Origin of the sequence: Faecalibacterium duncaniae (assembly GCF_010509575.1) — a bacterium.
Classification (GTDB): domain Bacteria; phylum Bacillota; class Clostridia; order Oscillospirales; family Ruminococcaceae; genus Faecalibacterium; species Faecalibacterium duncaniae.
In genome coordinates, this window is sequence record NZ_CP048437.1 from 2533361 (window position 1) to 2555514 (window position 22154).

Sequence of the window (22154 nt, forward strand, 5' to 3'; positions counted from 1 at the left end):
AGGTTACTCTACTTTCCTCAGAAATTGCAGGTCGGCGGGGTCGTTCTCCGTAAAGACACGGTGCAGGTCGAGCACAAAATCGACCAGCGCCGTACTCTGCTGGAAAAAGCTCTGGGTGGTGCACCAGACACTGCCGCTCTGCACGGCCTTGAACTCGGCCAGCAGGGGGCATTTTGCCACCAGTTCCTCCGTGGTATGCACCACGCCCTCAATGGTGCTGTTGTAAAGGAGCACATCCGCATCCTTTGCACCGGCGTAAAAATCCTCCAGCGGCAGGTTCATGGTGGAAAGGTTGTTGCCGTTGTCGGTCAGGTCCGCAAAAACATAATCACCGCCCGCCATCTCGATCATCTGGGCCACATAGTCGCCGCCCTTGCGCACATTGGCAAGGTTGTTGGCTGTGATGGAGAAAAAGGCACAGCGCTTGCCGGTGGAAGCCTGCCCGGCCAGCGGTGCAAGGCGCTCCACCTGCCGGGCGAATTCCTGTTCCGCCAGCTCCTCTTTCCCCAGCAGGATGCCCCAGAACTTGAGCCATTCCAGCCGGGCCAGCGGGCCGCTCTCATAGCTGGAGCGCTCCACCAGCACCGGGATGCCAAACCGTTCCAGCTGCTCCTTGACCTCCGGGGTGTGGTAGATCATGGTGTTCTCGATGGCAAGGCCGCAGTTGGCCGCAAGGATCTTTTCGTAGTCCGGGGCGCTGTACTTGCCCGCATAGGCAATGCGCCCGTCCTCCATGGCGGCTCTGGCCTCATCCAGATACCAGCCCTCCGCCTGGGTACCGGAAAGGGTCACGCTGTCCAGCCCATCCAGCGCGAGGAACAGGTCCATCACCGAGGTGGAGACAAGGTAGATGTTCCGGATGGGCTGACGCAGCACAGTCACGCTCTCGGGCAGGCCTTCCACCGCAGCGGCATCCTCCGGGGCCACAAGGAACTGCTCCCCCGATTCGGTCAGGGTCAGCATGGTATAGCCGCCCTCATAGCAGTCTGCAGTAAACTGTGTGGCGTAATCCAGCGGACAGGCATGGTCAAAGACCAGTTCTTCTGTGCTGGCGGGCGCTGTCTCGGAGGCGGCGCAACCCGACAGGGCCAGTACTGTAACAGGCAGAACGCGCAGGAATTGTTGTCTCGTCAGTTTCATCAGTTCAGCGCAAAGGTCAGCGTATACTCGATCTCATGGGGGGTGCTCATGGCTACGGTATCGGCAGTGACAGCCAGCGGGGTGCCCAGTGCAGAAACAGGGATCTCAAAGGTGGAGTTGCCCTCGGTGTTGGTGGGCAGATACTTCTCGCCATCCACGATCATGTAATCATAATTGGGGCTGCTCCACCGGATGACAGCGGTCATTTTGCCGTCCGCCACGGTCAGGGCGGCAGGGCTTTCCACGGTGGCACGGCCAGAGCCGCCCTCCAGGGTCACATTCACGCTGTATTCACCGTCCGCAGGGGTCTCGGCGGCTTCTTCCGTCTTGGGCTGCGCATTACGGATGCTCACGGTGTGATCATACCACTTGCCCTTGGTCCCGAGGAGTGCCAGCTGGAAGTCCTGGTCCACAGCGGCCACGGGGATATCATAGCCGTAGACCTCCTCCGAGGTGCCATCGGAGTAGGTGACGGTGTCGGTGGTGGGCAGCAGCCAGTCTGCCTTGTTGGCCTCGGCATCGGCGGCCGTGCCAACGTACAGGTTGACGATCTTCTTGGAGGCCAGACTGACGTGGAAGGTCATCTGCCCGTTCTCCACGGTCAGGGTTCCCATGCCATTGCAGGCTTCGTTTGCGTGGAACATGCCGCTGTCGGTGTCGAACTCAGCCGTGTACACGCCGTCCGGCAGGGCGGCTTCGGTGCTTTCGGAAGCGGCGGCAGCGCTCACGGCAGAAGCGGCTTCCGAGCTGACAGCAGAGGAAGCAGTGGAAGAAGCCCCGCCGCAGCCGGTGAGGACGGCGGCCAGCATCAGAGAAGCAACGGACAGGGAAACAAACTGTTTGCAGTGCATAAACAAAATACCTCAAAAATTCAGAATTTGAAATGGGAGTGTTTCTCCTCATGCGGGGAAGCTCTCCATAAAAAATGCCCGAAAAGATCTCTCCCTTCGGGCATTGAAATGCGGAATATTAGCCGTTCAGGGAATCAATGGCGGCTTTGGTGTGCTCAATGTAGCGCTGCTGGATATCCTCGATCTCACCCAGACCGGCGATCTGGCACTCCACGGACGCGAAGTCACCGGAGGCCTGGAACTGGCTCAGCCAGGAATCGTCATCCGCACCGGCCATATCGTTGTTGGCGTGGTCACCGGCAACGACCATCAGGGGGCGCAGGATGACCTTGGTGTAACCGGCGGCCTTGACAGCCTCGATGACGTTCTCGCAGGCGGTCTCCTCGGGCTCACCCTCCACCGTGCCGATGAACACGTTGCTGTAGCCCAGGGTCTGCATGGCGGTCTGCATCTGGCTGTAGCTCACCTTTGCGGTGTGGGAGGTGCCGTGACCCATAAAGACGAAGGCGACCTTCTCCTCAGCAGCGGCCTCCAGGCTGTCGAAACCGGCATCCTTCACAGCGGCAGCGGTAACGGCCTTGGCAACAGCTTCCTTGTCGGCGTTGATGACGGCAGCGTCGGCACCAACCTCGCCCAGCAGGGGCTCAGCAACGGCGACACTCTCGAACTTGTCCTTGTACTCGTCGATCATCTCCATCATCTCGTCGTACTCTGCACCGTGCATCAGGTGGGTGGGCTGGACGACCAGGTTCTTCACGCCGTTGGCCACAGCGCGGTCCAGAGCCTGCTGCATATTGTCGATCTTCTCGCCGTCGCGGGCCTGAACATGGTTGATGATGATCTGTGCGGTGAAGGCGCGGCGGACAGACCAATCGGGATAAGCGGCCTGCAGCGCATCCTCGATGCCCTTGATATCCTTCACTCGGCTGTCGTTGAAGGAGGTGCCGAAGGAGACCACCAGCAGCTCATTCTCGCCGATGTCGTCCTGATTGCGGCTGTCGTCCTTGGAAGCATCGCCGGTGTCGCGGCCAAAGTAGTCAGGGTCAGCCTCTTCGCCCTCGACCAGCTCCTTCTGGGCATCGGTCAGGGCATCCCATGCGGCCTTGGCGGCCTCACACTGGGCATCGGTGTCATCGGTGCGCTCCTGCACATAGATGGCATCGATCAGGTCTGCAACATTCTTTGCGGCCAATTCGTCAGCCTCCTCGCCGGAAACCTCGCTGCTGGCAGCAGATTCTGCCGTGCTGGAAGCAGTGGTGCTGCTTGCGGCACCGCCGCAGCCGGTCAGTACACCGGCGCAGAGGGCCAGAGCGGTCAGAGCGGCCGCTGCTTTGTGGATGGTGCGTTTTCTCATTTTTGTTCGTTCCTTTCCTGTTTTTGAACATGATTTTTGCTGAACAGAAGGTACAGGAAAGAGTGCCCGGCAAAACAAAAGGGGCCTTTCTGCTTGCGGGATGGCAAAGCAAAAAGGCCCTTTTCAGTTTTTTCAGGCTTTTTGGGTACAACCAATTCCTCGTGATCTGGGGCTTGCGCCCCCGTACCAACAGCGGGCAGGTTTCCTGGCTGAAAGCTCAACATCCACCGCCGCCTTCCCGGAACATGGGTTCCAGTGACCGGTGCAGCTGCACCCTGGCGGTAAACTCCCTTATCACAGTGACGAGATCGTGCGGGATTTGCACCCGCTTCCCTTTTAACGTGCCTGCCCCCGGTCAGAGCCGCGGGCGGTACGCACCTGCTGTTTTCTATTCAGTTCGCTGTTCAGTATAACATACTCAACGGAGGAATGCAATCACCACTCCGGGGAAACTTCCGGGCTCACAGGCGGTGTTTTTTCCCCGATCAGGGCCACCGCCACATCGTTGACATTGGTGCCCGTTGCCCCGGTGATGATCAGGCCATCCACTGCTTTCAGGGCGTGGTAGGAATCGTTGTTCTGCAAAGCAGCGTATCCGCTCCAGCCCCCGGCCTCCAGCGCGGCAAGGGTATCCCCATCCACATAGCCGCCGGCGGCATCGGTGGGGCCGTCTGTGCCGTCGCTGCCCACAGAGAACACCGCCGCGTTCAGCCCGGCAATGGCAGGCGCAGCCGCAAGGGCCAGCTCCTGATTTCTTCCGCCAAGCCCTTTTCCGGTCAGGTGAACGATGGTCTCGCCGCCCGCGATGTAGGCCAGCTTTTTCCCCTGCCCTGCCTGGGTGCGGACAATGGAGCCAAGAAAGCTGCCGGCTTCCCGTGCTTCGCAGCAGAGTTGGTCGGTCAGGAGAACCGGTTCATATCCCAAATTCCGGCAGGCGCTGGCCGCGGCACGGCAAAGCTCCCGCACGCTGCCGGTGATCCGGGTGGTCACATTGTCCAGCGTTTTGGGCGTTTCCTGCGCCAGCAGGGCCCGGGCCTGTGCTGAGAGTGCCAGATGATACTTTTCGGCAGCGGCAAGCGCCTGGGCGCGGGTGGAGGTATCCGGCACCGCCGGGCCGCTGGCGATCATATCCAGCGGATCCCCCAGAATGTCGCTCAGCACGATGCTGAACACCTGCGCAGGGGCACAGCGCTGCGCGAACCGCCCGCCCTTCACACCGGAAAGCCGCTTGCGGATGGTATTCATCTCCACAATGTCGGCCCCGCTGGCCAGCAGCTGGTTCGTGATATCCTGCAGCTCTGCCCCGGGAACGAACGGCTGCTCGAACAGCGCACTGCCGCCGCCGGAAAGCAGGAACAGCACCGTATCCCCGGCAGTCAGCCCCTGCACCAGCTCCAGCGCCTTTTGGGTAGCCGCAAAACCATTTGCATCCGGCACCGGGTGGCCCGCCTCATAGCAAGCCACACCTGGGATCTCACCTTTCACATGGCCGTACTTGGTCACGACCACACCACCGTCCACCCGGCCCAGCGTTTCAACCGCCGCGTGTGCCATCTGCCAGGCCGCCTTGCCCGCCGCCACCAGAAGCACCCGGCCCTTCCCGGGCCGGAGATCCCGCAGCGCGCGGCGCACCGCCTCATCCGGCAGAACAGCGTTCAGGCTGGAACGAAGGATCACATCCGCATCCCGGCGCAGTGCAGCATTCATAGACTCGCCCTCCTTGCAGCGGTGCTCGCCCCTCCGGGACAGCACACCGAAAACAGCCGAATAAAAAATCAAGACCGACGATCTCTTTTGAAATCGTCGGTCTTGTTCCAATCCGAGTGGCGAGAATCGAACTCACGGCCTCTTGAACCCCATTCAAGCGCGCTACCAAAACTGCGCTACACCCGGACATCTGATCGAGCTTGTCGCTCACAGCTCAATCAGTATACCCGAAGAATGGTGTTTTGTCAAGCACTATTTTCAAATTTCTTCTTCATTTTCGGCAATGGCCGTTGTGCTGCCCACCGGCTGCGGAAACTCCACCGTAGCCAGCGCCACAGCGAACACGCTCTGCGCACCGGCATCCAGCAGAGCCTGCGCGCAGGCCGAGGCCGTGGCTCCGGTGGTCAGAACATCGTCCACCAGAAGGATGCGCTTTCCCTCCACAGCCTCCGGCCGGGCCACCCGGAAGGCACCCGCCACATTGGCCAGCCGCTCGTCAAGGGAAAGTCCCTCCTGCCGCCGGGTGGAGCGGGCACGGGTCAGCGCGTCCGTGACCACCGGCACCCCCACCGCCCGGGCAAGGGGCTGTGCCATCCGCTCCGGCACATTGTAGCCGCGCTTTTTGCTGGAGGCCGGTACCGGAAGGATGCAGTCGTAACCCCTGTCCAGGCCCGGCACCGGTTCGGGCAGGGGCTCAGAGCCGCACATTCTGATCTCGCTGCCAAAGAGCAGGCGGGCCATCTCCACGCCCAGCTCCACAGCTGCCCAGGGCGCGCCCTGATATTTCGCCCGCAGCACCGCGCGGCGGACAAGGCCGGTGTATCGGTAGGGTGCGGCTGCCCCATCCAGCCGCCCCAGGTAGTGCTCGGAGCCGCGCAGCCGCATGGAGGGTGCACGGCGCAGCTCTGCCAGCCCATCGGCGCAGTCCGGGCAGGCAGGCTGGTTCCCCAGCACCCGGTCACAAAAAGGGCAGCGGCGCGGGTAAAGCACCCAGCGCAGCTGCCGCAGTGTGCGGCTCAGGCCGCTGTAATAAAGCATCAGTCGTTCTTGACCGCAATGATGACGCGGACCTTTTTTCCGGCAGCGCAGCCGAAATTATCGTACCAGCCGGTCAGCTGGTAGCCGTCCGCATCCACCTGAGCCAGCTTGGTGGGGTAATACTGGCCCTTGTACCACAGGTAGACCTGCACATTGTCTGCCATCTCGTAGCGTTCATTGCCCGAGAGCACCGAGGCCGCGCCGACCTTGTCGATCTTCAGGGGCATCAGCTGCATCATGGCCTTGACAGAGCCGGTGGTCTCCTGCCGCACGGCAATGCCGCCCGCCAGCACCGGATACTTGATGGCCGTGGTGTAGCTGGCCACCGCGCCGTTGACGTAGCAGATATAGGTCGCCCCGCCGCCGATGTAATTGAAGATCTGCTTGAAGGGGGTGCCCGTGATCTCCGCAATCTGCTGGAAGCCAATGCTCATCAGGGAGCCGGTGTTGCTGGTCAGCTTCTGCCAGGCCGTGCTCAGGATATCGCCCGAAACGATGCCCCACAGGATCTCGCTGGTGGTGGGCACCAGCAGGTTGGACAGGCGGTCTACCGCCGTGGCACCGGTCACAGTGGTGGTATCCGAGGTGGAGCCGGAGCCGTCGGTGCCGCCCGTGGCCGTTCCGGTGGTGGTGCCTGTCGTGGTCGTGGTGCCGGAAGTGGAATCTCCCGCCGCAATGCTGGTGACAAGGCTCTTCAGGTCAGAATAATTCATGGCCAAATTTTTCACATCGTCCAGCACGCCGTAGCTCCACAGGTCGCCGGTCACATCGTTCAGGATGAGCCGGTTGATTTGTCCGGCATCGTTGACGGTATAGTAGCGGACATCGAGGTCACTCAGTGTTACCCCCGATAGGCGGCTGGGACGAACCGTCCCAGCCACACCCTCCGAAGTTGTATCCAGAATCTCTACATCGTCGGCCAGGGCGGCAGCGCCCAGCGCAGTACCATTGGTATTGATGGTGCCGTTGACGCGGCGGTCCTCGATGTGCTCCACGCTCTCGCCCTCCGGGGTGACCTTGATCTCTACCAGCCACCCCTGCGGAAAGTTCAGGCTCTTGTCCACGTTCACAGTGCGGGCAATGCCATCGGTGCACATGACGGAGACCTTCTGCAAAACATCCGCGCCGTTCTCTTCCACCAGACTGCGGGTGGCGGTCTGCACGACACCGTAGAACACGCTGTCGGCTTCCTCGCCGGTCACGATCCCGGCAACCTCATTGTTCATGCCCAGCAGCAGGGTGACGACCTCGCCCACGCCGCCGCCGTTGAGGGAGGACACCTGGGAGGCCACCGCAGAGGAACCCAGCGTATAGCTGGTGCCTGCCACCGTTACACTGGTGGGGGCGCTGGCACTGGGCGAAACTGCCGTGATGCGGCCAGCGGCGCGGCGGGTGTAGACCCACAATGTCTGTAAACTCTCGCTGTAATAATACACATCGTATTTGTTCAGCTCCGCAGATTCCGACGCTTTATCGTTGCGGTAGACCATCTTGGGAACAAAGGGCAGCTGGACCGTATCGCCCGCCACAAAGGGGCCCTTCAGGCTCTTGAGCATGACGCTGGAGGTATCCACCTGACCGTTGGAGACCGTGAAGCCCAGGCTGCTGCCGTAGGCACTGCCGCTGGCGGCGTTGGCTGTCAGGGCGTTGTAGAACAGCAGGGCGCACTCCTCGTAGTTGAGCACCTCGCCCTGGCTGCGGTCCACCTGATTGCGCAGGCCCAGCTCACTGGCCTTGTTCAGCTGTGCGTTGGGGAAGGAGCCGCTCAGGTCGGTCATCTTATAGCCCATCAGCTTGAGGATGGCCGTGACCGCTTCTTCCAGTGTCACGGCATTGTCGGGCCGGAAAGAGCCGTCGGTGTAGCCGTTCATCCAACCGTTCTGCACCGCAATGCGGACATAGGGGGCATAGGGCGAAGTGCCGGGCAGGTCGGTGAACAGGGTGCCCACCGTGCCCTGAGAGCCCACGCTCTCGCGGTAGGTGGAGTAGGACACCAGCATCCGGGCCAGCGCACCGCGGGTGACCACAGCGTTCAGAGCAGCCTGCTGGCTGCTGTCCATCGCGTTCAGCGTGATGGACAGCTGGACCGCCGTGTTGGCGTTGCCCGCTGCCGATGCCGGCAGCACCAGCATCGACACGGCAATGCTTACCGCCAGCAGAAATGCAAGGATTCGCTTTTTCATGGAAAATCCTCCTTAAAATAGTTTCTAATGTATTCCGGGTTGCGGCTCCCAGCATCTGCTTCGTGCAAAGCCTTGCACTTGCATCCTGCTGGCCGCGGCCCCAACAACTCCTCCCTTCATCCGCCACTGGCGGCGGTCGTCGTTGTTGCCCCTATTAGGGGAGCTCCGCAAGGCACTGGCAAAGCCAGACCGAAGCGGTGAGAGGTTTAATCATATCTCAGCGCTTCAATGGGGTTGAGCCTTGCGGCGCGCTTGGCGGGCAGATAGCCGAACAGCACGCCGATGCCCACCGAGATGCCAAAGGCCACCACGACGGAGTTGAACGAGGGGCTGACGGTCACATCAATGTCGCTGGAGATCATGGGCAGGATGCGGTTTGCCGCCATGGACACGATATAGCCAAGGACGATGCCCAGCACGCCGCCCAGTGCGGAGGTGGTGGCAGCTTCCACCACGAACTGCGACAGGATCACCCGCTCCTTGGCACCCAGTGCCTTGCGGATGCCGATCTCCCGGGTGCGCTCGGTCACCGACACCAGCATGATGTTCATAATGCCGATGCCGCCCACCAGCAGCGAGATGCTGGCAATGCCGGTAAGGATGATGATGACCATGTTGATCATCTCGTTCATCTCTTCCAGCCACTCGCTGGCGCTGTAGATGTAATAAGCGTTGTCGCTCTTGAGCAGGTCGTACAGGCCGCTTTCCACCACCGCCTTGGCCTCGTTGGCCCGGCTCTCGTCCGTCATAATTGCAACAAAGTTTTTGGCACTGGACTGGTTGGAGAGCCGCATGGCCGTGGTGTAGGGCAGATAGACGCAGTCATCGTCTGAGCCCTGCTGCATGTTCTTGTCCGTCACCTTGGCGTTCAGCACGCCCACGATCCGGAACTTATAGGCCCCCAGCTTGATGGTCTGGCCCACCGCGTTGCCGCCGTAGGCCGCCCGGTTGAGGTAATCACCAATGATGCAGACCTGCTTGTTGTCCTTGATGTCCATGTACTGCAGGCCGCGCCCCTGGGCGAGGGTATAGTTTTTCATCTCGGCGTAGTGCTCGTCCACACCGTAAACACTGGTGCCGTAGCGGTAGGTCGTGGTGCCCACCTTGGGGGTGTTGTTGCTGAAATCGATCTGGGGCGAGACTGCGGAGATGAGCTCCTTGTTCTTATCCGCGATCTTATACACATCCTCCACCGAGGCGGTGCGGGAGCCGTAGCCCCAGACCTGAATGGACAGGGCATTCGTGCCCAGCGCCGAAAAGCTGTCCCGCATGCTCTGGGTCATGCCGTTGCCCAGACCCACGATGACGATGACCGCCATGACACCGATGATGATGCCCAGCATGGTCAAAAAGGTGCGGAGCTTGTTGCTCCACACGTTCTGGAGGGCCTGACGGAAGGTCTCAATGATCATTTGTTCCCCTCCTGTTCTGCCGGTTCAAAGTTCAGCGTCGGCTGGACGATGGCTTCCGGTGCGCGGGAGTCGCCATCGTAGACCACCTGACCATCCTCCAGCCGGATGATGCGGTCGGCCTGCACGGCAATGGAGTTGTCATGGGTGATGAGCACCACCGTATGGCCCTGCCCATGCAGGTCCTGCAGCATTCCCAGCACCTCGCGGCCGGTGTGGCTGTCCAGCGCGCCGGTGGGCTCATCCGCCAGAATGATTGCCGGGTTGCGCACCAGCGCCCGCGCGATGGATACGCGCTGCTGCTGGCCGCCCGAAAGCTGGTTGGGCTTGTTTTTCAGCTTATCGCCCAGCCCCACCTGCTCCAGCACCTCGCGAGCCCGGCGGTGGCGCTCGGCGCGGGGGATGCCCGCATAGACCAGCGGCACCTCCACGTTTTCCAATAAGTTTAATTTGGGCAGAAGATTATACTGCTGGAAGATGAACCCCAGCATCTCGTTGCGGATGGAGGCCAACTCGTTCCGGCTCATCTTGCCCACATCCCGGCCGTTCAGCCGGTAGGTGCCCGCCGTGGGCACATCCAGACAGCCGATGATGTTCATGCAGGTGGACTTGCCGGAGCCGGACTGGCCCACAATGGCAACAAACTCGCCTTTTTCTATTTTCATGGTGATGTGGTCGGCGGCTTTTACCGTGGTGTCACCCATCTGGTAATACTTGCAGACCGCATCAAATTCGATCAGAGCACTCATTCCATCCTCCCATCAGAAGATCATCATGCTGCTGCCATCGTCATAGTAGCTGTCGCTGCTGACCGAGTTGGGGTCGTAACCAATGGCGTCCCCCTCCTGGATGCCGCTGACGATCTGGGTGTAATCATCATCGCTGACACCGGTCTTGACGGCCACATAGACAAAGCCCTCGGGTGCCTCCATGGTGGTATCCGCCTTGGAAGCGCTGGGGGAATCCTGGGTCACCAGCACATAGCCGCCCCGGACGATGGCCGCATTGGGCACGGTCAGGGCATTGGCAGCCTCAGCCACCACGATCTCAGCGTTGGCGTTCATGCCGGGGCGCAGGCCGTCGGTCTCGTCAATGCGGATGGTCACCGGGTAGGTGGTGGTGCCACCGTTGGAAGCGCCCTTCATGGAGACGCGGGTCACAGTGCCCACATAGTTCTTATCCTGCACGGCATCGGCTGTGATCTGCACTTTCTGGCCCACAGACAGGGAGCTGATCTGCAGTTCGTCCACGTTGATGACCATTTCCAGATAGCTCAGGTCGTAGATGACGCAGAGGGTATCGCCGGATTTGACCGCATCGCCCACCTTGGCATCCTTTTCAATGATGGTGCCGCTGATGGGAGAGGTGACGGTATAGTTGGCCATGGTATCCTGCAGGTTCTGCAGGGAGATCTCAGCGCTGCGCAGGGTCTCAGAGGCAGACTGGATGCTCTCGGTCAGGTCATCGCCGCTCAGCTCGATCAGGATATCGTCCTTGGCAACGGTCTGGCCCTCCTGCACATGGATGGAGGTCACAGTGCCTGCAGCCTGTGCGGTCAGGGTGCGCTCCGCCTGATAGCCAAAGGTGGCAGAACCGATGGAGCTGACCCCGTTGATGGAGGCGGTGGCCGCCTGCGCGGTGGTCAGGCCGCCCGCGTTCTGCACGGCAATGGTCACGGTGCGGGTGAGCAGGTTGCCGGTGCTCAGGGCATCCGTTCCGGTCACGCTGGTCACGGTGCCGTCCAGCTGCTCAAAGGTGCCGTCCAGCGTCACCTGGGCGGTCTGGCCCACGCTGAAATTGGCGGCATCGGCGGCGGGGAATTCCAGCGTCAGCAGCATTTTGGAGCTGTCGCGGATGATGGCGACCTCCTGCCCGCTGGTCACCTCGTCGCCCTTGGCGACCTTCAGGGTGCTCACGGTGCCATCCACTTCGGCACGCACATACTGGCGGTCCACCACCTTGTCATAGCCGCGCTGTGCCTGCTGCATGGCGATCTCGGCCTTTTCAAAATTGGTGGAAGCGTCCGAGCTGTCCAGCGTGTAGAGGATGCTCCCCTCATCCAGCACGTCGCCCTCCTCAAACTCGCCGGTGAGCACCTTGCCCTCCACCAGAGATTTCACGGTGTAGGTGTTGGCAGGGTTCAGGGTACCGGTGCCGCTGAGGGTGTTGGAGACATCCCGCACTTCAGGGCTGGCCTCCAGATAGCTGGGGTCCACGGCTGTGGTGCTGGCGTTCTTGGGCTTGAGCAAAAACACACCGCCCGCGATCACCACACAGACCACCGGCACGAGCCATTTCCAGTTCTTCTGCAAAAACAGCACCGGGGCCTTGGTTGTCTGTGCCGCAGGCGTTTCCGCACCCGGGTTCTCCGCGCCGTCCTTCTTCTTATTCCAGATCATCATGTTCCTCCTATCAGATTCAGGCCCGCCATAGGGCGGCCTGTCAGATTCCTTTCCTATGTATAGGTGTAGTGTATCGCATTTTACCCGGATACACAAGCGTCCAAATTTCGTTTGAACGCTTTTCAGCAAATTTTCACAGATTGTAAACCTTTGTGCAAATCGCAAGTTGACCTGTCCGCCGCTTTCTGGTTTAATCGGGACGTTGTTTGTACCAAACCAGAGGAGGATTTTTTTACCATGAATCAGACCAGTAAGTTCTCGGTGCGCGATATCTGCTACGCGGGCCTGTTTGCCGCCGTCATCGCCGTGATGGCACAGATCTCCATCCCCATGCCGCTGGGTGTGCCCATGACCATGCAGACCTTCGCCATCACGCTGGCGGCTGTGGTGCTGGGCTCCAAGCTGTCTGCCATTGCCACGCTCGTTTACCTGCTGCTGGGCGCTGTGGGCGTGCCGGTGCTGGCCAACTTCTCCGGCGGCATCGACAAGTTTGTCGGCCCCACCGGCGGCTTCCTGATCTCCTTCCCCATCATGGCCTACATCATCGGCCTGGGCGTGGAGCACAGGGATGCTTTCAAGGGTGCTTTCCCCGTGGCGGTTGTCGTGGGCACTGTGGTCAACTATATCGTGGGTGTCATCCTGTTCGTGATCGTCGCCCACAGCACCGTGTCTGTGGCTGTTTCCGCCTGCGTTCTTCCCTTCATCCCCACCGCCATCATCAAGGCTGTGCTGGCCTGCGTGCTGGGCCTGAACATCCGGAAGCGGATCCCGGGGGTAAAAAAGGCATGAGCATCGTACTGCGCCCGCATCACCTGCTCTGCACCCAGGGCTACTCCGGCCATGGCTACAGCGAAGCCTTTGTGGAGCACATGAACGATGTCGTTCACCAGCTGCGGGAGGTGCCCGGGACGAAGATCCAGCTCACCTTCTCCACCGACACCCTCTGTTCCTGCTGCCCCAACAAGCTGGGCACCGACCTGTGCGACACACAGGAAAAGGTCAAGCGGTACGACCGCAAGACCGTGGAGTATTTCGGGCTGGAGGAAAAGGAATACGACTACCAGGCCCTCATCCGGGAGATCGATGCCAAAGCCACCCCCGAGATGCTGGCCGATATCTGCCGGGATTGCTGCTGGTTCCCCATCAGCGCCTGCTGCAAGAATATCTGCGAGGGCAAATACGTGAAATAACATTTTCCCCCCTATGCAAAGAGGCCGCCGTGCAGGAGATGATCCTGCACGGCGGCCTCTTTGTTTTATTCTGTTTCTGCGGCCTGCACCGTTACATAGACCCCGGCGGGGACACAGGCGGCCCAGGCATCCTGCTCGCTCAGCCAGCCGAATTGCTCGCACACATGGTCCGGGCACTGACTGTCGAGGAAGGCGATGGCCCCATCCTTTACCTGCAGATGCACGATGTAATCGCCCACATCATACAGATAATCGTGGTCCTCGTCCAGCGGGATCGTTTCGGTGATGCCGTCGCCGAAATCGACCACGGCCACCAGCGGCTCCGCTTTGGGGGCGTTGGCGCGGTACAGCACGAACAGGAGTGCTGCCGCGGCCAGCACCACGGCCGCAAAGATCAGATTTTTCTGCCAGCTTTTCAGGCGTTTCATGCAGCGTACTTGCTTGCAGCTGCGCCGGCAATGCGGCCAAAGACAACGAAGTCAGAGACAGCAGTGCCGCCCAGACGGTTTGCACCGTGGACACCACCAGTCACCTCACCTGCTGCGAACAGGCCGGGGATGATCTCGCCGTTCTCGTTCAGGACTTCGGTGTTGGTGTTGATCTTCAGGCCGCCCATGGTGTGGTGCACGCCTGCGGTGACCTTGATGGCATAGTAGGGAGCGGTATCCAGCTTGTCTGCAAAGCTGGTGCGGCCAAAGTCGGGGTCGTTCTTGGCCTCAACATAGCCGTTCCAGGTGTTCATGGTCTCGGCCAGAGCGGCACCGTCCACGCCGATCTGCTCAGCCAGCTCCTCGTAGGTCTTGCCCTCGAAGGTATAGCCCTTCTTGATGTAGCCCTGGATGACGCTGGAATCATCGACCATCTTCTGATCAATGATCAGCCAGCTGTAGCTGCCGGGCTGAGCGATCTCAGCGGCGGAGACAACGTCACGGGTACTGACTTCGTCAATGAAGCGCTTGCCCTCGGAATTGATCAGCACAGCACCGTCGCCGCGCAGGCCCTCGGTGATCAGAGAAGCGCTGTCGTACTGGACAGTGGGGTGGATCTGGATCTGGTCCATATCCACGGTGTCAGCACCGATGGCCTGTGCCATCTTGATGCCCTGGCCCAGGATGCCAGGGGCGTTGGTGGTCATAAAGCCCTTCAGCTCGGGCTTGTACTCAACGACCATATCCATGTTTGCGCCGAAACCGCCGGAGGTCAGGATCACGGCCTTGGCGTTGATGGTGATGGTCTCACCGGAAGCGCCGGTGGCCTTGATGCCAACAGCAGCGCCGTTGTCATCGGTCAGGATCTCGGTGGCGGTGGTGTTCAGCATCATCTGGACACCAGCCTTCTGGCAGTCCTCCTCCAGCAGGGGCACCATGTAAGCGCCCACAGAGACGACCTTGCCCTCCTCATTCACAGGGCGGTGGATCCGCTTGACAGATGCGCCGCCTGCAGAGGAGACGCTGTTCAGGGTGATGCCCTGCTCACCCAGCCAGTCGATGGCATCAGCGCTGTTGGAGCACAGGGTCTCCACCAGAGCAGGGTCATTGACACCCTTGCCGCCGATCATGGTATCCAGCTCCATCAGCTCAACGCTGTCAAAGTAGCCGGTGGGGTTGGCCTGGTAGGCAGCCCACTGCTCGGCCACGGTAGCAGCCAGAGCGGTGATGGTCTCGTTGTCAGCATACTTTTCAGCAGCGGCCTTCAGGGTCTTTTCGACACCTGCGCCCTCAGCGAACTCGTTCTCATCCTGATACACGGTCTTGCTGGCGTTCATGCCGCCGGTAGCGCGCACGGAGTTGCCGCCCACCACGGGCTGGCTCTCCACGATGACAACGCTCTTGCCCTCGCTGGTGGCAGTCAGGGCAGCGGTCATACCTGCGCCGCCTGCACCCACAATGACGATGTCGGTATCAACGGTAGAGTCCTCAGCAGGCTCAGCGTTGTTCTCCACAGCGGTCTGGAAATCCTCAGGCTTCAGACCAGCAGCGGTAATGGCAGCAGCGGCTGCCTCCTTGATGGCATTGGAGGTGATGGTAGCACCGGACACGCCATCTACTTCGATGCTGCCGCTCTCGGCGATCTCGCCGGGCAGCTGCTCGATTGCCTTGGAGCCCACGCCCTCGGTTTCATCGGCACCCTCAGCGGTGCAGCCGGTAATCTTGCCGTCGGTCAGGGTCAGGGTAACGGTAACATCGCCGCCAAAGCCCTTGGCAGTGCCGGTAAAATCGCCGGTAGCACCCGCGCCGGTGGTGGAGGCGGACTTGCTGCCGCAGCCGTAGCCCAGCAGGCTCACTGCAACGACAGCGGCCATAGCCAGCGCTGCAATGCTCTGTTTCATCTTCGTGTTTTTCATGGTTTCTTCTTTTTCCTTCTTAGTTGAAGCAACGTTGCAGGCAGTTAGCCTGCGCGAACATATCTCAGCATAAAAAGGGGGCTGCCCATTCGGAAGGCAGCCCCCTTTGCCGAACTAGGAAAAGATCAGGCGTTGGCCTGTGCAGCAGCAACAGCGCAGGCAACGGTAGCGCCGACCATGGGGTTGTTGCCCATGCCGATCAGGCCCATCATCTCAACGTGTGCGGGCACGGAGGAGGAACCTGCGAACTGAGCATCACCATGGACGCGGCCCAGAGAGTCGGTCAGGCCATAGCTTGCGGGGCCTGCAGCCACGTTATCGGGGTGCAGGGTACGGCCCGTGCCGCCGCCGGAAGCAACGGAGAAGTACTTCTTGCCGTTCTCGATGGCCCACTTCTTATAGGTACCTGCAACCAGGTGCTGGAAGCGGACGGGGTTGGTGGAGTTGCCGGTGATGGAGCACTGAACGTCCTCCTTCTTCATAATGGCAACGCCTTCCATAACGTCGTTTGCGCCGTAGCACTTGACAGCAGCGCGCTCACCCTCAGAGAAGGGGATCTCCTTGACGACGGTCAGGGTCTGGGTGGGGATATCGTACTCGGTCTGCACATAGGTGAAGCCGTTGATACGGGAAATGATGTAAGCTGCATCCTTGCCCAGGCCGTTCAGGATAACACGCAGGGGGGTCTTGCGGACCTTGTTTGCGGTGCGTGCGATACCGATAGCACCCTCAGCAGCAGCAAAGGACTCGTGGCCTGCCAGGAAAGCGAAGCAGGTGGTGTCCTCGCTCAGCAGACGAGCGCCCAGGTTGCCGTGGCCCAGACCGACCTGACGCTGCTCAGCAACAGAGCCGGGGATGGTGAATGCTTCCAGACCTTCGCCGATGGCAGCAGCGCACTCGGCAGCGTCGGTCAGGCCGCGCTTGACGGCGATGGCGGTGCCCAGGGTGTATGCCCAGACAGCGTTATCAAAGCAGATGGGCTGCACGCCGCGCACGATCTTGTCGCAGTCGATGCCCTTAGCGAGGAGCATCTCGTTGCAAGCGTCCAGAGACTCCAGGCCGTTGGCCTTCAGGCATGCCTCGATTTTCGGCATACGGCGATCCATAGATTCAAAAGTTGCCATGAGTTGTTCCTCCTCTCTTATTCCTCACGCGGGTCAATGTACTTGACAGCGCCCTGCTCCTTGCTGAAGCGGCCGTAAGTACCCACGTTCTTCTCGTAAGCCTCGTTGGGGGTCTTGCCGTGACGGATATCCTCCATCATCTTGCCCAGCTTGACGAACTGATAGCCGATGACCTCATCGTTGGCATCCAGAGCCAGCTTGTTGATGTAGCCCTCGGTCAGCTCCAGGTAACGGACACCCTTGGCCTTGGTGGAGAAGATGGTGCCGGTCATGGAGCGCAGGCCCTTGCCCAGGTCATCCAGACCTGCGCCGATGGGCAGACCGTCCTCAGAGAAAGCGGTCTGGCTACGGCCGTAGACGATCTGCAGGAACAGCTCGCGCATTGCCACGTTGATGGCATCGCACACCAGGTCGGTGTTCAGAGCTTCCAGAATGGTCTTACCGGGCAGGATCTCGCCAGCCATAGCAGCGGAATGGGTCATACCGGAGCAGCCGATGGTCTCCACCAGAGCCTCCTCGATGACACCGTTCTTGATGTTCAGAGACAGCTTGCAGGTGCCCTGCTGGGGTGCACACCAGCCCACACCATGGGTGTAGCCGCTGATGTCCTTGATCTCATAGGCCTTGACCCATGCGCCCTCTTCGGGGATGGGAGCCGGACCATGCTTAGGACCTTTGGTGATCGGGCACATATTCTGTACTTGCTGCGAATAGGTCATAATCATACTCTCCTTTTGACAAATTGATGCCATTGGCAGGGGGTGTCCTGCCGTTTGCATTGACCGGCTGCGCCGCTCTCTTCCGCGCCACGCCGGTACTACCACGCATAATTTTATTATAGAGAACCTTGGCGGAATTTGCAAGACGTTTTGCGGATTTTTTCACAAGCATTTTTAACGGTTATTTGTTACTAACTAGCACTTTCACCGCTTTCGCCGCCCAGTTCGTCACATTTCTATCATATTTGTCAAAAGGAATATCTTGCGCTGTCCGGTTCAGTTTTTTCTGGGCAGCTGTTGGGCCCTGACAGGCCGGAGCGCCCAGATGCACACAAAGCCCGCCGCCGCGCCTGCCATAGCCAGCCAGTGCCGCCCGGTGGCAAGACCCCACAGGTTCGCCGCAAAGGGGAAGGCAAGGCTGCCCACGCTCTGTCCCAGCGCCAGAAAGCCGTAGTTCACCCCGGCATGGGGCAGGCCGAACAGGTCGGTGGAGAGGGAAGGCAGCACCGCCGCCAGCGCCGAATAACAGAAGGTAAGCCCTGCGTACACAGCCACAACGAGCCACCCCTGCGCGAACAGGAAGACCGCCGAAAGCCCCAGCGACACGCCGAACAGGATCAGGTCAGTGGGGCGGCGGCCGATCCGGTCGCTGAGCAGGGGCATCAGCAAGCGGCCCGCCGCGCTGCCCACGCTGCCCAGCACCACGCTCCACAGGGCAGCGCCCTCGTCCAGGCCCCGCTCCATGCCCAGCTTTAAGATGATGGGGCTGAACAGCAGCACCGCCGGGGTGGAAAAGCAGACCGCCCCGGCACAGAGCCAGTATTGTTTTGTTCTGAGCATCTGCAGCGGGGCAAGGTCGAGGGACGGGGTGCCTTTTCCCCTGCCCTGCTCCTCGGGCTTCTGCTTTGCCGGAGGCGGGTCGGTGAGCAGGGCACTGCCCACCAGGCAGACCGGCAGCGTGAGTGCCCCCAGCGCCCAGAACGCCCCCCGGATCCCCTGCACCGGGCCAAATCCCTTCAGCGCCGTGCGGACAAATCCGGTCAGGAACGCACCGCTCAGGCCAACCGCGCCGCCAATGACCCCCGTGGCAAGACCCTTGCGCCCGGCGTACCATTTCTGGGCGCAGGACTGGATGGACGGGTAGAGAAACGCCGTGCCCAGCCCCGCCGGAATGCTGAACACTGCCCAAAACCATGCCCCCTTTTCCCCAGGCAGGAGGGCCGCCGCAAAGAACCCGCCGCAGAGCAGGCCGGTGCCCCACAGCGCCGCGCAGCGCGGGCCTTTTTTATCCTGCAAAAAACCACCGATGACGCATCCCACCCCGAACGCTGCGATCAGGATGCCGAACGCATAGCCCGCGCCGTCCTCGGTCAGGCTGAACTCGTCCATCACCGGCTGCTGGAACACGCCCCACGCCGCAGGCAGGCCCGTCAGGATCTGAATGGCCGCCCCCGCCGCCAGGATCGCCCAGGGGTGGCGCGCTGTAAACTGCTTCATCTGTTTTATCACCTCGTTCTGTCAGTGTGCCCTTTTTCATTGACAAAACGGCATGATTCTTTATAATTATAGATACGTTATATCAATATTAACCTCTCAGTCTCGCTTCGCTCGCCAGCTCCCCTAGTAGGGGAGCCTCTGGCGAAACCGGAAACTTTGTGAGGACTGCCAAGGCCTCCCCTATCAGGGGAGGTGGCACGCCGTCAGGCGTGACGGAGGGGTTTAACTTTCAGAAAGAGGAACCAACTATGAAATCACAGGCATTGAAGGGTATGCGCGACCTGCTGCCCGCTGAGCAGACCCTGCGCGACTACATCCAGGGCAAGATCCTGGAGACCTACCGTGCTTCCGGCTTTGAGCGCATCTCCACCCCCATGCTGGAGGATATGGAGAACCTGGACAAATCCGACGGCGGCGACAACCTGAACCTCATCTTCAAGGTGATGAAGCGTGGAGACAAGCTGACCAGCGCGCTGGGATCCGGCGACCCCAAGCAGCTCTCCGACATGGGCCTGCGCTATGATCTGACCCTGCCCCTGAGCCGTTTCTACGCTGCCAACAAGGACAAGCTCCCCCACCCCTTCAAGGTCATCCAGACCGACCGCGTGTTCCGCGCCGAGCGCCCCCAGAAGGGCCGCCTGCGCGAGTTTGTCCAGTGCGACATCGACATTCTGGGCGACGAGAGCCCCAACGCAGAGGTGGAGCTGATCGATGTGACCGCCCGTGCCCTGCTGGGCATCGGCTTTACCGGCTTCACCGTGAACATCAATGACCGCCGCATCCTGCACGGAATGCTGGAGAGCATGGGCTTTGCCGCCGACACACTGGACTCTGTCTGCATCACCTTCGACAAGATGGACAAGATCGGTGCCGAGGGCGTGAAGGCCGAGCTGACCGAGAAGCAGCTGCCCGAAGCTGCCATCAACGCGCTGGCCGATTTCATTGCCGCCGGTGATGTGACACTGGAGTCCGTAGCTTCCCGCTGTGCCGACCCCGCCATTGCCGATGACCTGAAGTATGTGCTGGCCACCGCAAAGGCCATGGCCAACGGCCGCTTCGATGTGGCCTACTGCCCCAGCCTGGTGCGCGGCCAGGGCTACTACACCGGCATGGTGTTTGAGATCACCTGCCCGCAGTTCAGCGGTGCAGTGGCTGGCGGCGGCCGCTACGACAACATGATCGGCAAGTTCCTGGGCACAAAGGTGCCCGCCGTGGGCTTCTCCATCGGCTTCGAGCGCGTCTGCGGCATCCTGCTGGAGCAGGGTTATCAGATCCCCGGTGCCAAGCAGAAGATTGCCCTGCTCTACAACAGCGATGTGGACTTCCCCGCCGTGCTGGCCAAAGCCGCACAGCTGCGCGACACCTACAACGTCACCGTTCTGCCTCAGGCCAAGAAGCTGGGCAAGCAGCTGGGCCAGCTGGAGGCTTCCGGTTTCGCCGGTGCCGCCTTTATGGACAAGGATGAGGTAAAGATCTTCGCACAGCAGTAACAGACGGGCGGCGGGAAGTTTCCCAAAGCAAGTGTCCGCTGGGGTGGGACCCTGTTGCCGCAGGCAATAGGGCGGGCGATGGAATGGCCCGTTTCACTTGCGCGGGAAAGCTTCCCGCTGCCCTTTGCAACAGCATATATAAACAAAGCCCTCTCAGCCGATTTGGCCGGGAGGGCTTTGTTTTGTGCGGGTTAATTACAGGTTGTACAGTTCCGCATACTTTTTGGTCAGATAATCCAGATAGTAGTGTGCATCAAAGGTGCCGCAGGCGTTTCTGACGACCTCAGCAGGCTCCAGCAGGTGGCCGTACTGGTGCACCTTTTCCCGCAGCCAGCCGGTGACGGCGGAGAGATCCCCGTGGGCCACGCCGCCGTATACATCGAATTCCTGCTCCATATTGTGGAGCATCTGGGCACCGTAGGCGTTGCCCAGAGCGTAAGACGGGAAGTAGCCGAAGGAACCGCCCGACCAGTGTCTGTCCTGCAGGCAGCCCTCGCGGTCATTGGGAACCTCCACGCCCAGATACTCCTTGTACAGCTCTGCCCACGCGGCAGGGACCTCCTTTGCCGTCAGGGTGCCCGCAATGAGCTGCTTCTCGATCTCGTACCGCACCATGACGTGCAGGCAGTAGGTCAGCTCATCGGACTCGGTGCGGATGAGGCTGGGCTCCACCTTGTTCACAGCGCGGTAGAACTGCTCCGCAGTCACATTTCCCAGCTGTGCGGGGAAGAATTCCTGCACCTTGGGATAGATGGCCCCGATAAAGGCGCGGGAACGTCCGATGAGGTTCTCGTAGAAGCGGGACTGGCTCTCGTGCACGCCCATGGACACCCCGCCGGTCAGGCAGGTGTACTGCAGGTCATCCCGGATGCCCAGCTCATACAGAGCATGGCCGCCCTCGTGGAGAACGGAGTACATCGAGGAGGCCACATTGTGCAAGTCGTAGTTGGTGGTGATGCGGACATCCTTGTTGTTGAACTCCAGCGTAAAGGGGTGTTCGGTCTCACCCAGGCCGCAGTGGCCCCGGTCCAGACCCATGACCTCCATGAGATAGTCCGCAAACGCCTTCTGCTGCTCGACCGGATATTCCAGATGCAGGAAGCTGTCATCGATCTGGGGCTTCTCGCCGATGGCCCGGATGAGGGGCACCAGACCCTTGCGCAGGGTGTCAAAGAACACGTCCAGCTGTTGGGTGTCCACGCCCCGCTCATACTCGTTCAGCAGGGCATCGTAGGGCGCTTTTTCCGCATCATAATAGCCCGCGAACTTCCGGTTATACTCCACCAGCTCCTGCAGGATGGGGCAGAAGGAGGCAAAGTCGTTTTCTTCCTTGGCCTTGTGCCAGACATCACTGGCGCGGTTGGTCAGCTCGCTGTATGCCATATACTCCTCGGCGGGGATGCGGGTGAGCTGCCGGCAGCTGCGGTGCAGCTCTTCCACCTCGCGGCGGTGGAGGGTGTCCAGCGTCTCCCGCCGGGCATAGAGCTCCTCCACCAGTGCAAGGGTCTCGGGGGCGGTCATCAGCTTCTGCAGTTCACCGGCCAGAATGCTCAGAGCCACACCCCGGCCCTCGGCCGTGTTCTTGGGGGCCACGGTCACAGCGTCCAGATACAGGCTGTTGGAGGCGCAGTTGTAGGCGTACAGCTTCTTCTGCAGGGTCTCCAGCGCCCGCAGCTTCTCATTTTGTTCCATTGGGAGTTTCTCCT

General features: G+C 60.8%; 18 protein-coding genes, 1 tRNA gene and 1 riboswitch. Of the genes, 3 read left to right on the forward strand and 16 right to left on the reverse strand.

Annotation, left to right across the window (positions count from 1 at the left end; translation table 11 throughout):
* Nucleotides 1-3 precede the first annotated feature (3 nt).
* The 10 genes from GXM22_RS12165 to GXM22_RS12210 form a co-directional block, all read right to left on the reverse strand.
* A complete protein-coding gene (locus GXM22_RS12165) occupies nucleotides 4-1140 on the reverse strand; it encodes an ABC transporter substrate-binding protein (protein WP_005935011.1) in 1137 nt (378 codons plus the stop codon).
* Nucleotides 1140-1991 (reverse strand): hypothetical protein, encoded by an 852-nt coding sequence (locus tag GXM22_RS12170; protein ID WP_005935013.1) that lies wholly within the window; start codon nucleotides 1989-1991, stop codon nucleotides 1140-1142. Before GXM22_RS12170 ends, GXM22_RS12165 begins: the two co-directional genes overlap by 1 nt.
* A gap of 118 nt (nucleotides 1992-2109) precedes the next feature.
* Nucleotides 2110-3345 (reverse strand): sirohydrochlorin cobaltochelatase, encoded by a 1236-nt coding sequence (locus tag GXM22_RS12175; RefSeq protein ID WP_005935015.1) that lies wholly within the window; start codon nucleotides 3343-3345, stop codon nucleotides 2110-2112.
* A 178-nt stretch (nucleotides 3346-3523) separates the two neighbouring features.
* A riboswitch (cobalamin riboswitch) is annotated at nucleotides 3524-3742 on the reverse strand.
* 38 nt (nucleotides 3743-3780) lie between these two features.
* Nucleotides 3781-5052 (reverse strand): glycerate kinase type-2 family protein, encoded by a 1272-nt coding sequence (locus GXM22_RS12180; RefSeq protein ID WP_005935020.1) that lies wholly within the window; start codon nucleotides 5050-5052, stop codon nucleotides 3781-3783.
* Nucleotides 5053-5163: 111 nt separating this feature from the next.
* A tRNA-Pro gene (locus GXM22_RS12185) sits at nucleotides 5164-5238 on the reverse strand.
* 72 nt (nucleotides 5239-5310) lie between these two features.
* A complete protein-coding gene (locus GXM22_RS12190) occupies nucleotides 5311-6090 on the reverse strand; it encodes a ComF family protein (protein WP_005935022.1) in 780 nt (259 codons plus the stop codon).
* Nucleotides 6090-8273, reverse strand: coding sequence for an S-layer homology domain-containing protein (locus GXM22_RS12195; protein ID WP_005935024.1), 2184 nt, complete (start codon nucleotides 8271-8273; stop codon nucleotides 6090-6092). Before GXM22_RS12195 ends, GXM22_RS12190 begins: the two co-directional genes overlap by 1 nt.
* A 206-nt stretch (nucleotides 8274-8479) precedes the next feature.
* Entirely contained in the window at nucleotides 8480-9685 is a 1206-nt protein-coding gene (locus GXM22_RS12200; protein ID WP_005935026.1) for an ABC transporter permease, read from the reverse strand.
* Nucleotides 9682-10431 carry an ABC transporter ATP-binding protein gene (locus GXM22_RS12205; protein ID WP_005935028.1) on the reverse strand — a complete coding sequence of 250 codons (750 nt, stop codon included), beginning with the start codon at nucleotides 10429-10431 and terminating at the stop codon, nucleotides 9682-9684. The genes GXM22_RS12200 and GXM22_RS12205 overlap by 4 nt, the downstream gene beginning before the upstream one ends.
* A 12-nt stretch (nucleotides 10432-10443) precedes the next feature.
* Nucleotides 10444-12084, reverse strand: coding sequence for an RND family efflux transporter (locus GXM22_RS12210; RefSeq protein ID WP_005935030.1), 1641 nt, complete (start codon nucleotides 12082-12084; stop codon nucleotides 10444-10446).
* A gap of 237 nt (nucleotides 12085-12321) precedes the next feature.
* Between GXM22_RS12210 and GXM22_RS12215 the strand changes: the two genes are divergently transcribed.
* Nucleotides 12322-12873 (forward strand): biotin transporter BioY, encoded by a 552-nt coding sequence (locus tag GXM22_RS12215; RefSeq protein ID WP_035394764.1) that lies wholly within the window; start codon nucleotides 12322-12324, stop codon nucleotides 12871-12873.
* Nucleotides 12870-13274 (forward strand): DUF1284 domain-containing protein, encoded by a 405-nt coding sequence (locus GXM22_RS12220; RefSeq protein ID WP_005935032.1) that lies wholly within the window; start codon nucleotides 12870-12872, stop codon nucleotides 13272-13274. Before GXM22_RS12215 ends, GXM22_RS12220 begins: the two co-directional genes overlap by 4 nt.
* A 65-nt stretch (nucleotides 13275-13339) precedes the next feature.
* On the opposite strand, the gene GXM22_RS12225 is transcribed toward GXM22_RS12220, so the two are convergent.
* The 5 genes from GXM22_RS12225 to GXM22_RS12245 form a co-directional block, all read right to left on the reverse strand.
* Nucleotides 13340-13702, reverse strand: coding sequence for a NusG domain II-containing protein (locus GXM22_RS12225; RefSeq protein ID WP_005935033.1), 363 nt, complete (start codon nucleotides 13700-13702; stop codon nucleotides 13340-13342).
* Nucleotides 13699-15618 (reverse strand): flavocytochrome c, encoded by a 1920-nt coding sequence (locus tag GXM22_RS12230; protein WP_005935034.1) that lies wholly within the window; start codon nucleotides 15616-15618, stop codon nucleotides 13699-13701. Before GXM22_RS12230 ends, GXM22_RS12225 begins: the two co-directional genes overlap by 4 nt.
* A 125-nt stretch (nucleotides 15619-15743) precedes the next feature.
* On the reverse strand, nucleotides 15744-16742 hold the full coding sequence (locus GXM22_RS12235) for a GGGtGRT protein (protein ID WP_005935035.1): 999 nt from the start codon (nucleotides 16740-16742) through the stop codon (nucleotides 15744-15746).
* Nucleotides 16743-16759: 17 nt separating this feature from the next.
* Complete coding sequence (locus GXM22_RS12240) at nucleotides 16760-17461, reverse strand: iron-sulfur cluster assembly scaffold protein (RefSeq protein ID WP_035394767.1); 702 nt, start codon at nucleotides 17459-17461, stop codon at nucleotides 16760-16762.
* A gap of 276 nt (nucleotides 17462-17737) precedes the next feature.
* On the reverse strand, nucleotides 17738-18958 hold the full coding sequence (locus GXM22_RS12245; protein ID WP_099357286.1) for an MFS transporter: 1221 nt from the start codon (nucleotides 18956-18958) through the stop codon (nucleotides 17738-17740).
* 248 nt (nucleotides 18959-19206) lie between these two features.
* Here GXM22_RS12245 and hisS point away from each other — a divergent pair, with 248 nt between their 5' ends.
* Nucleotides 19207-20448: a histidine--tRNA ligase gene (gene hisS, locus GXM22_RS12250; RefSeq protein WP_035394769.1), complete on the forward strand. Its 1242-nt coding sequence runs from the start codon at nucleotides 19207-19209 to the stop codon at nucleotides 20446-20448.
* 195 nt (nucleotides 20449-20643) lie between these two features.
* Here the strand turns inward: hisS and GXM22_RS12255 are convergent, their stop codons facing one another.
* A complete protein-coding gene (locus GXM22_RS12255; RefSeq protein ID WP_005935040.1) occupies nucleotides 20644-22140 on the reverse strand; it encodes a carboxypeptidase M32 in 1497 nt (498 codons plus the stop codon).
* Nucleotides 22141-22154: the final 14 nt, after the last annotated feature.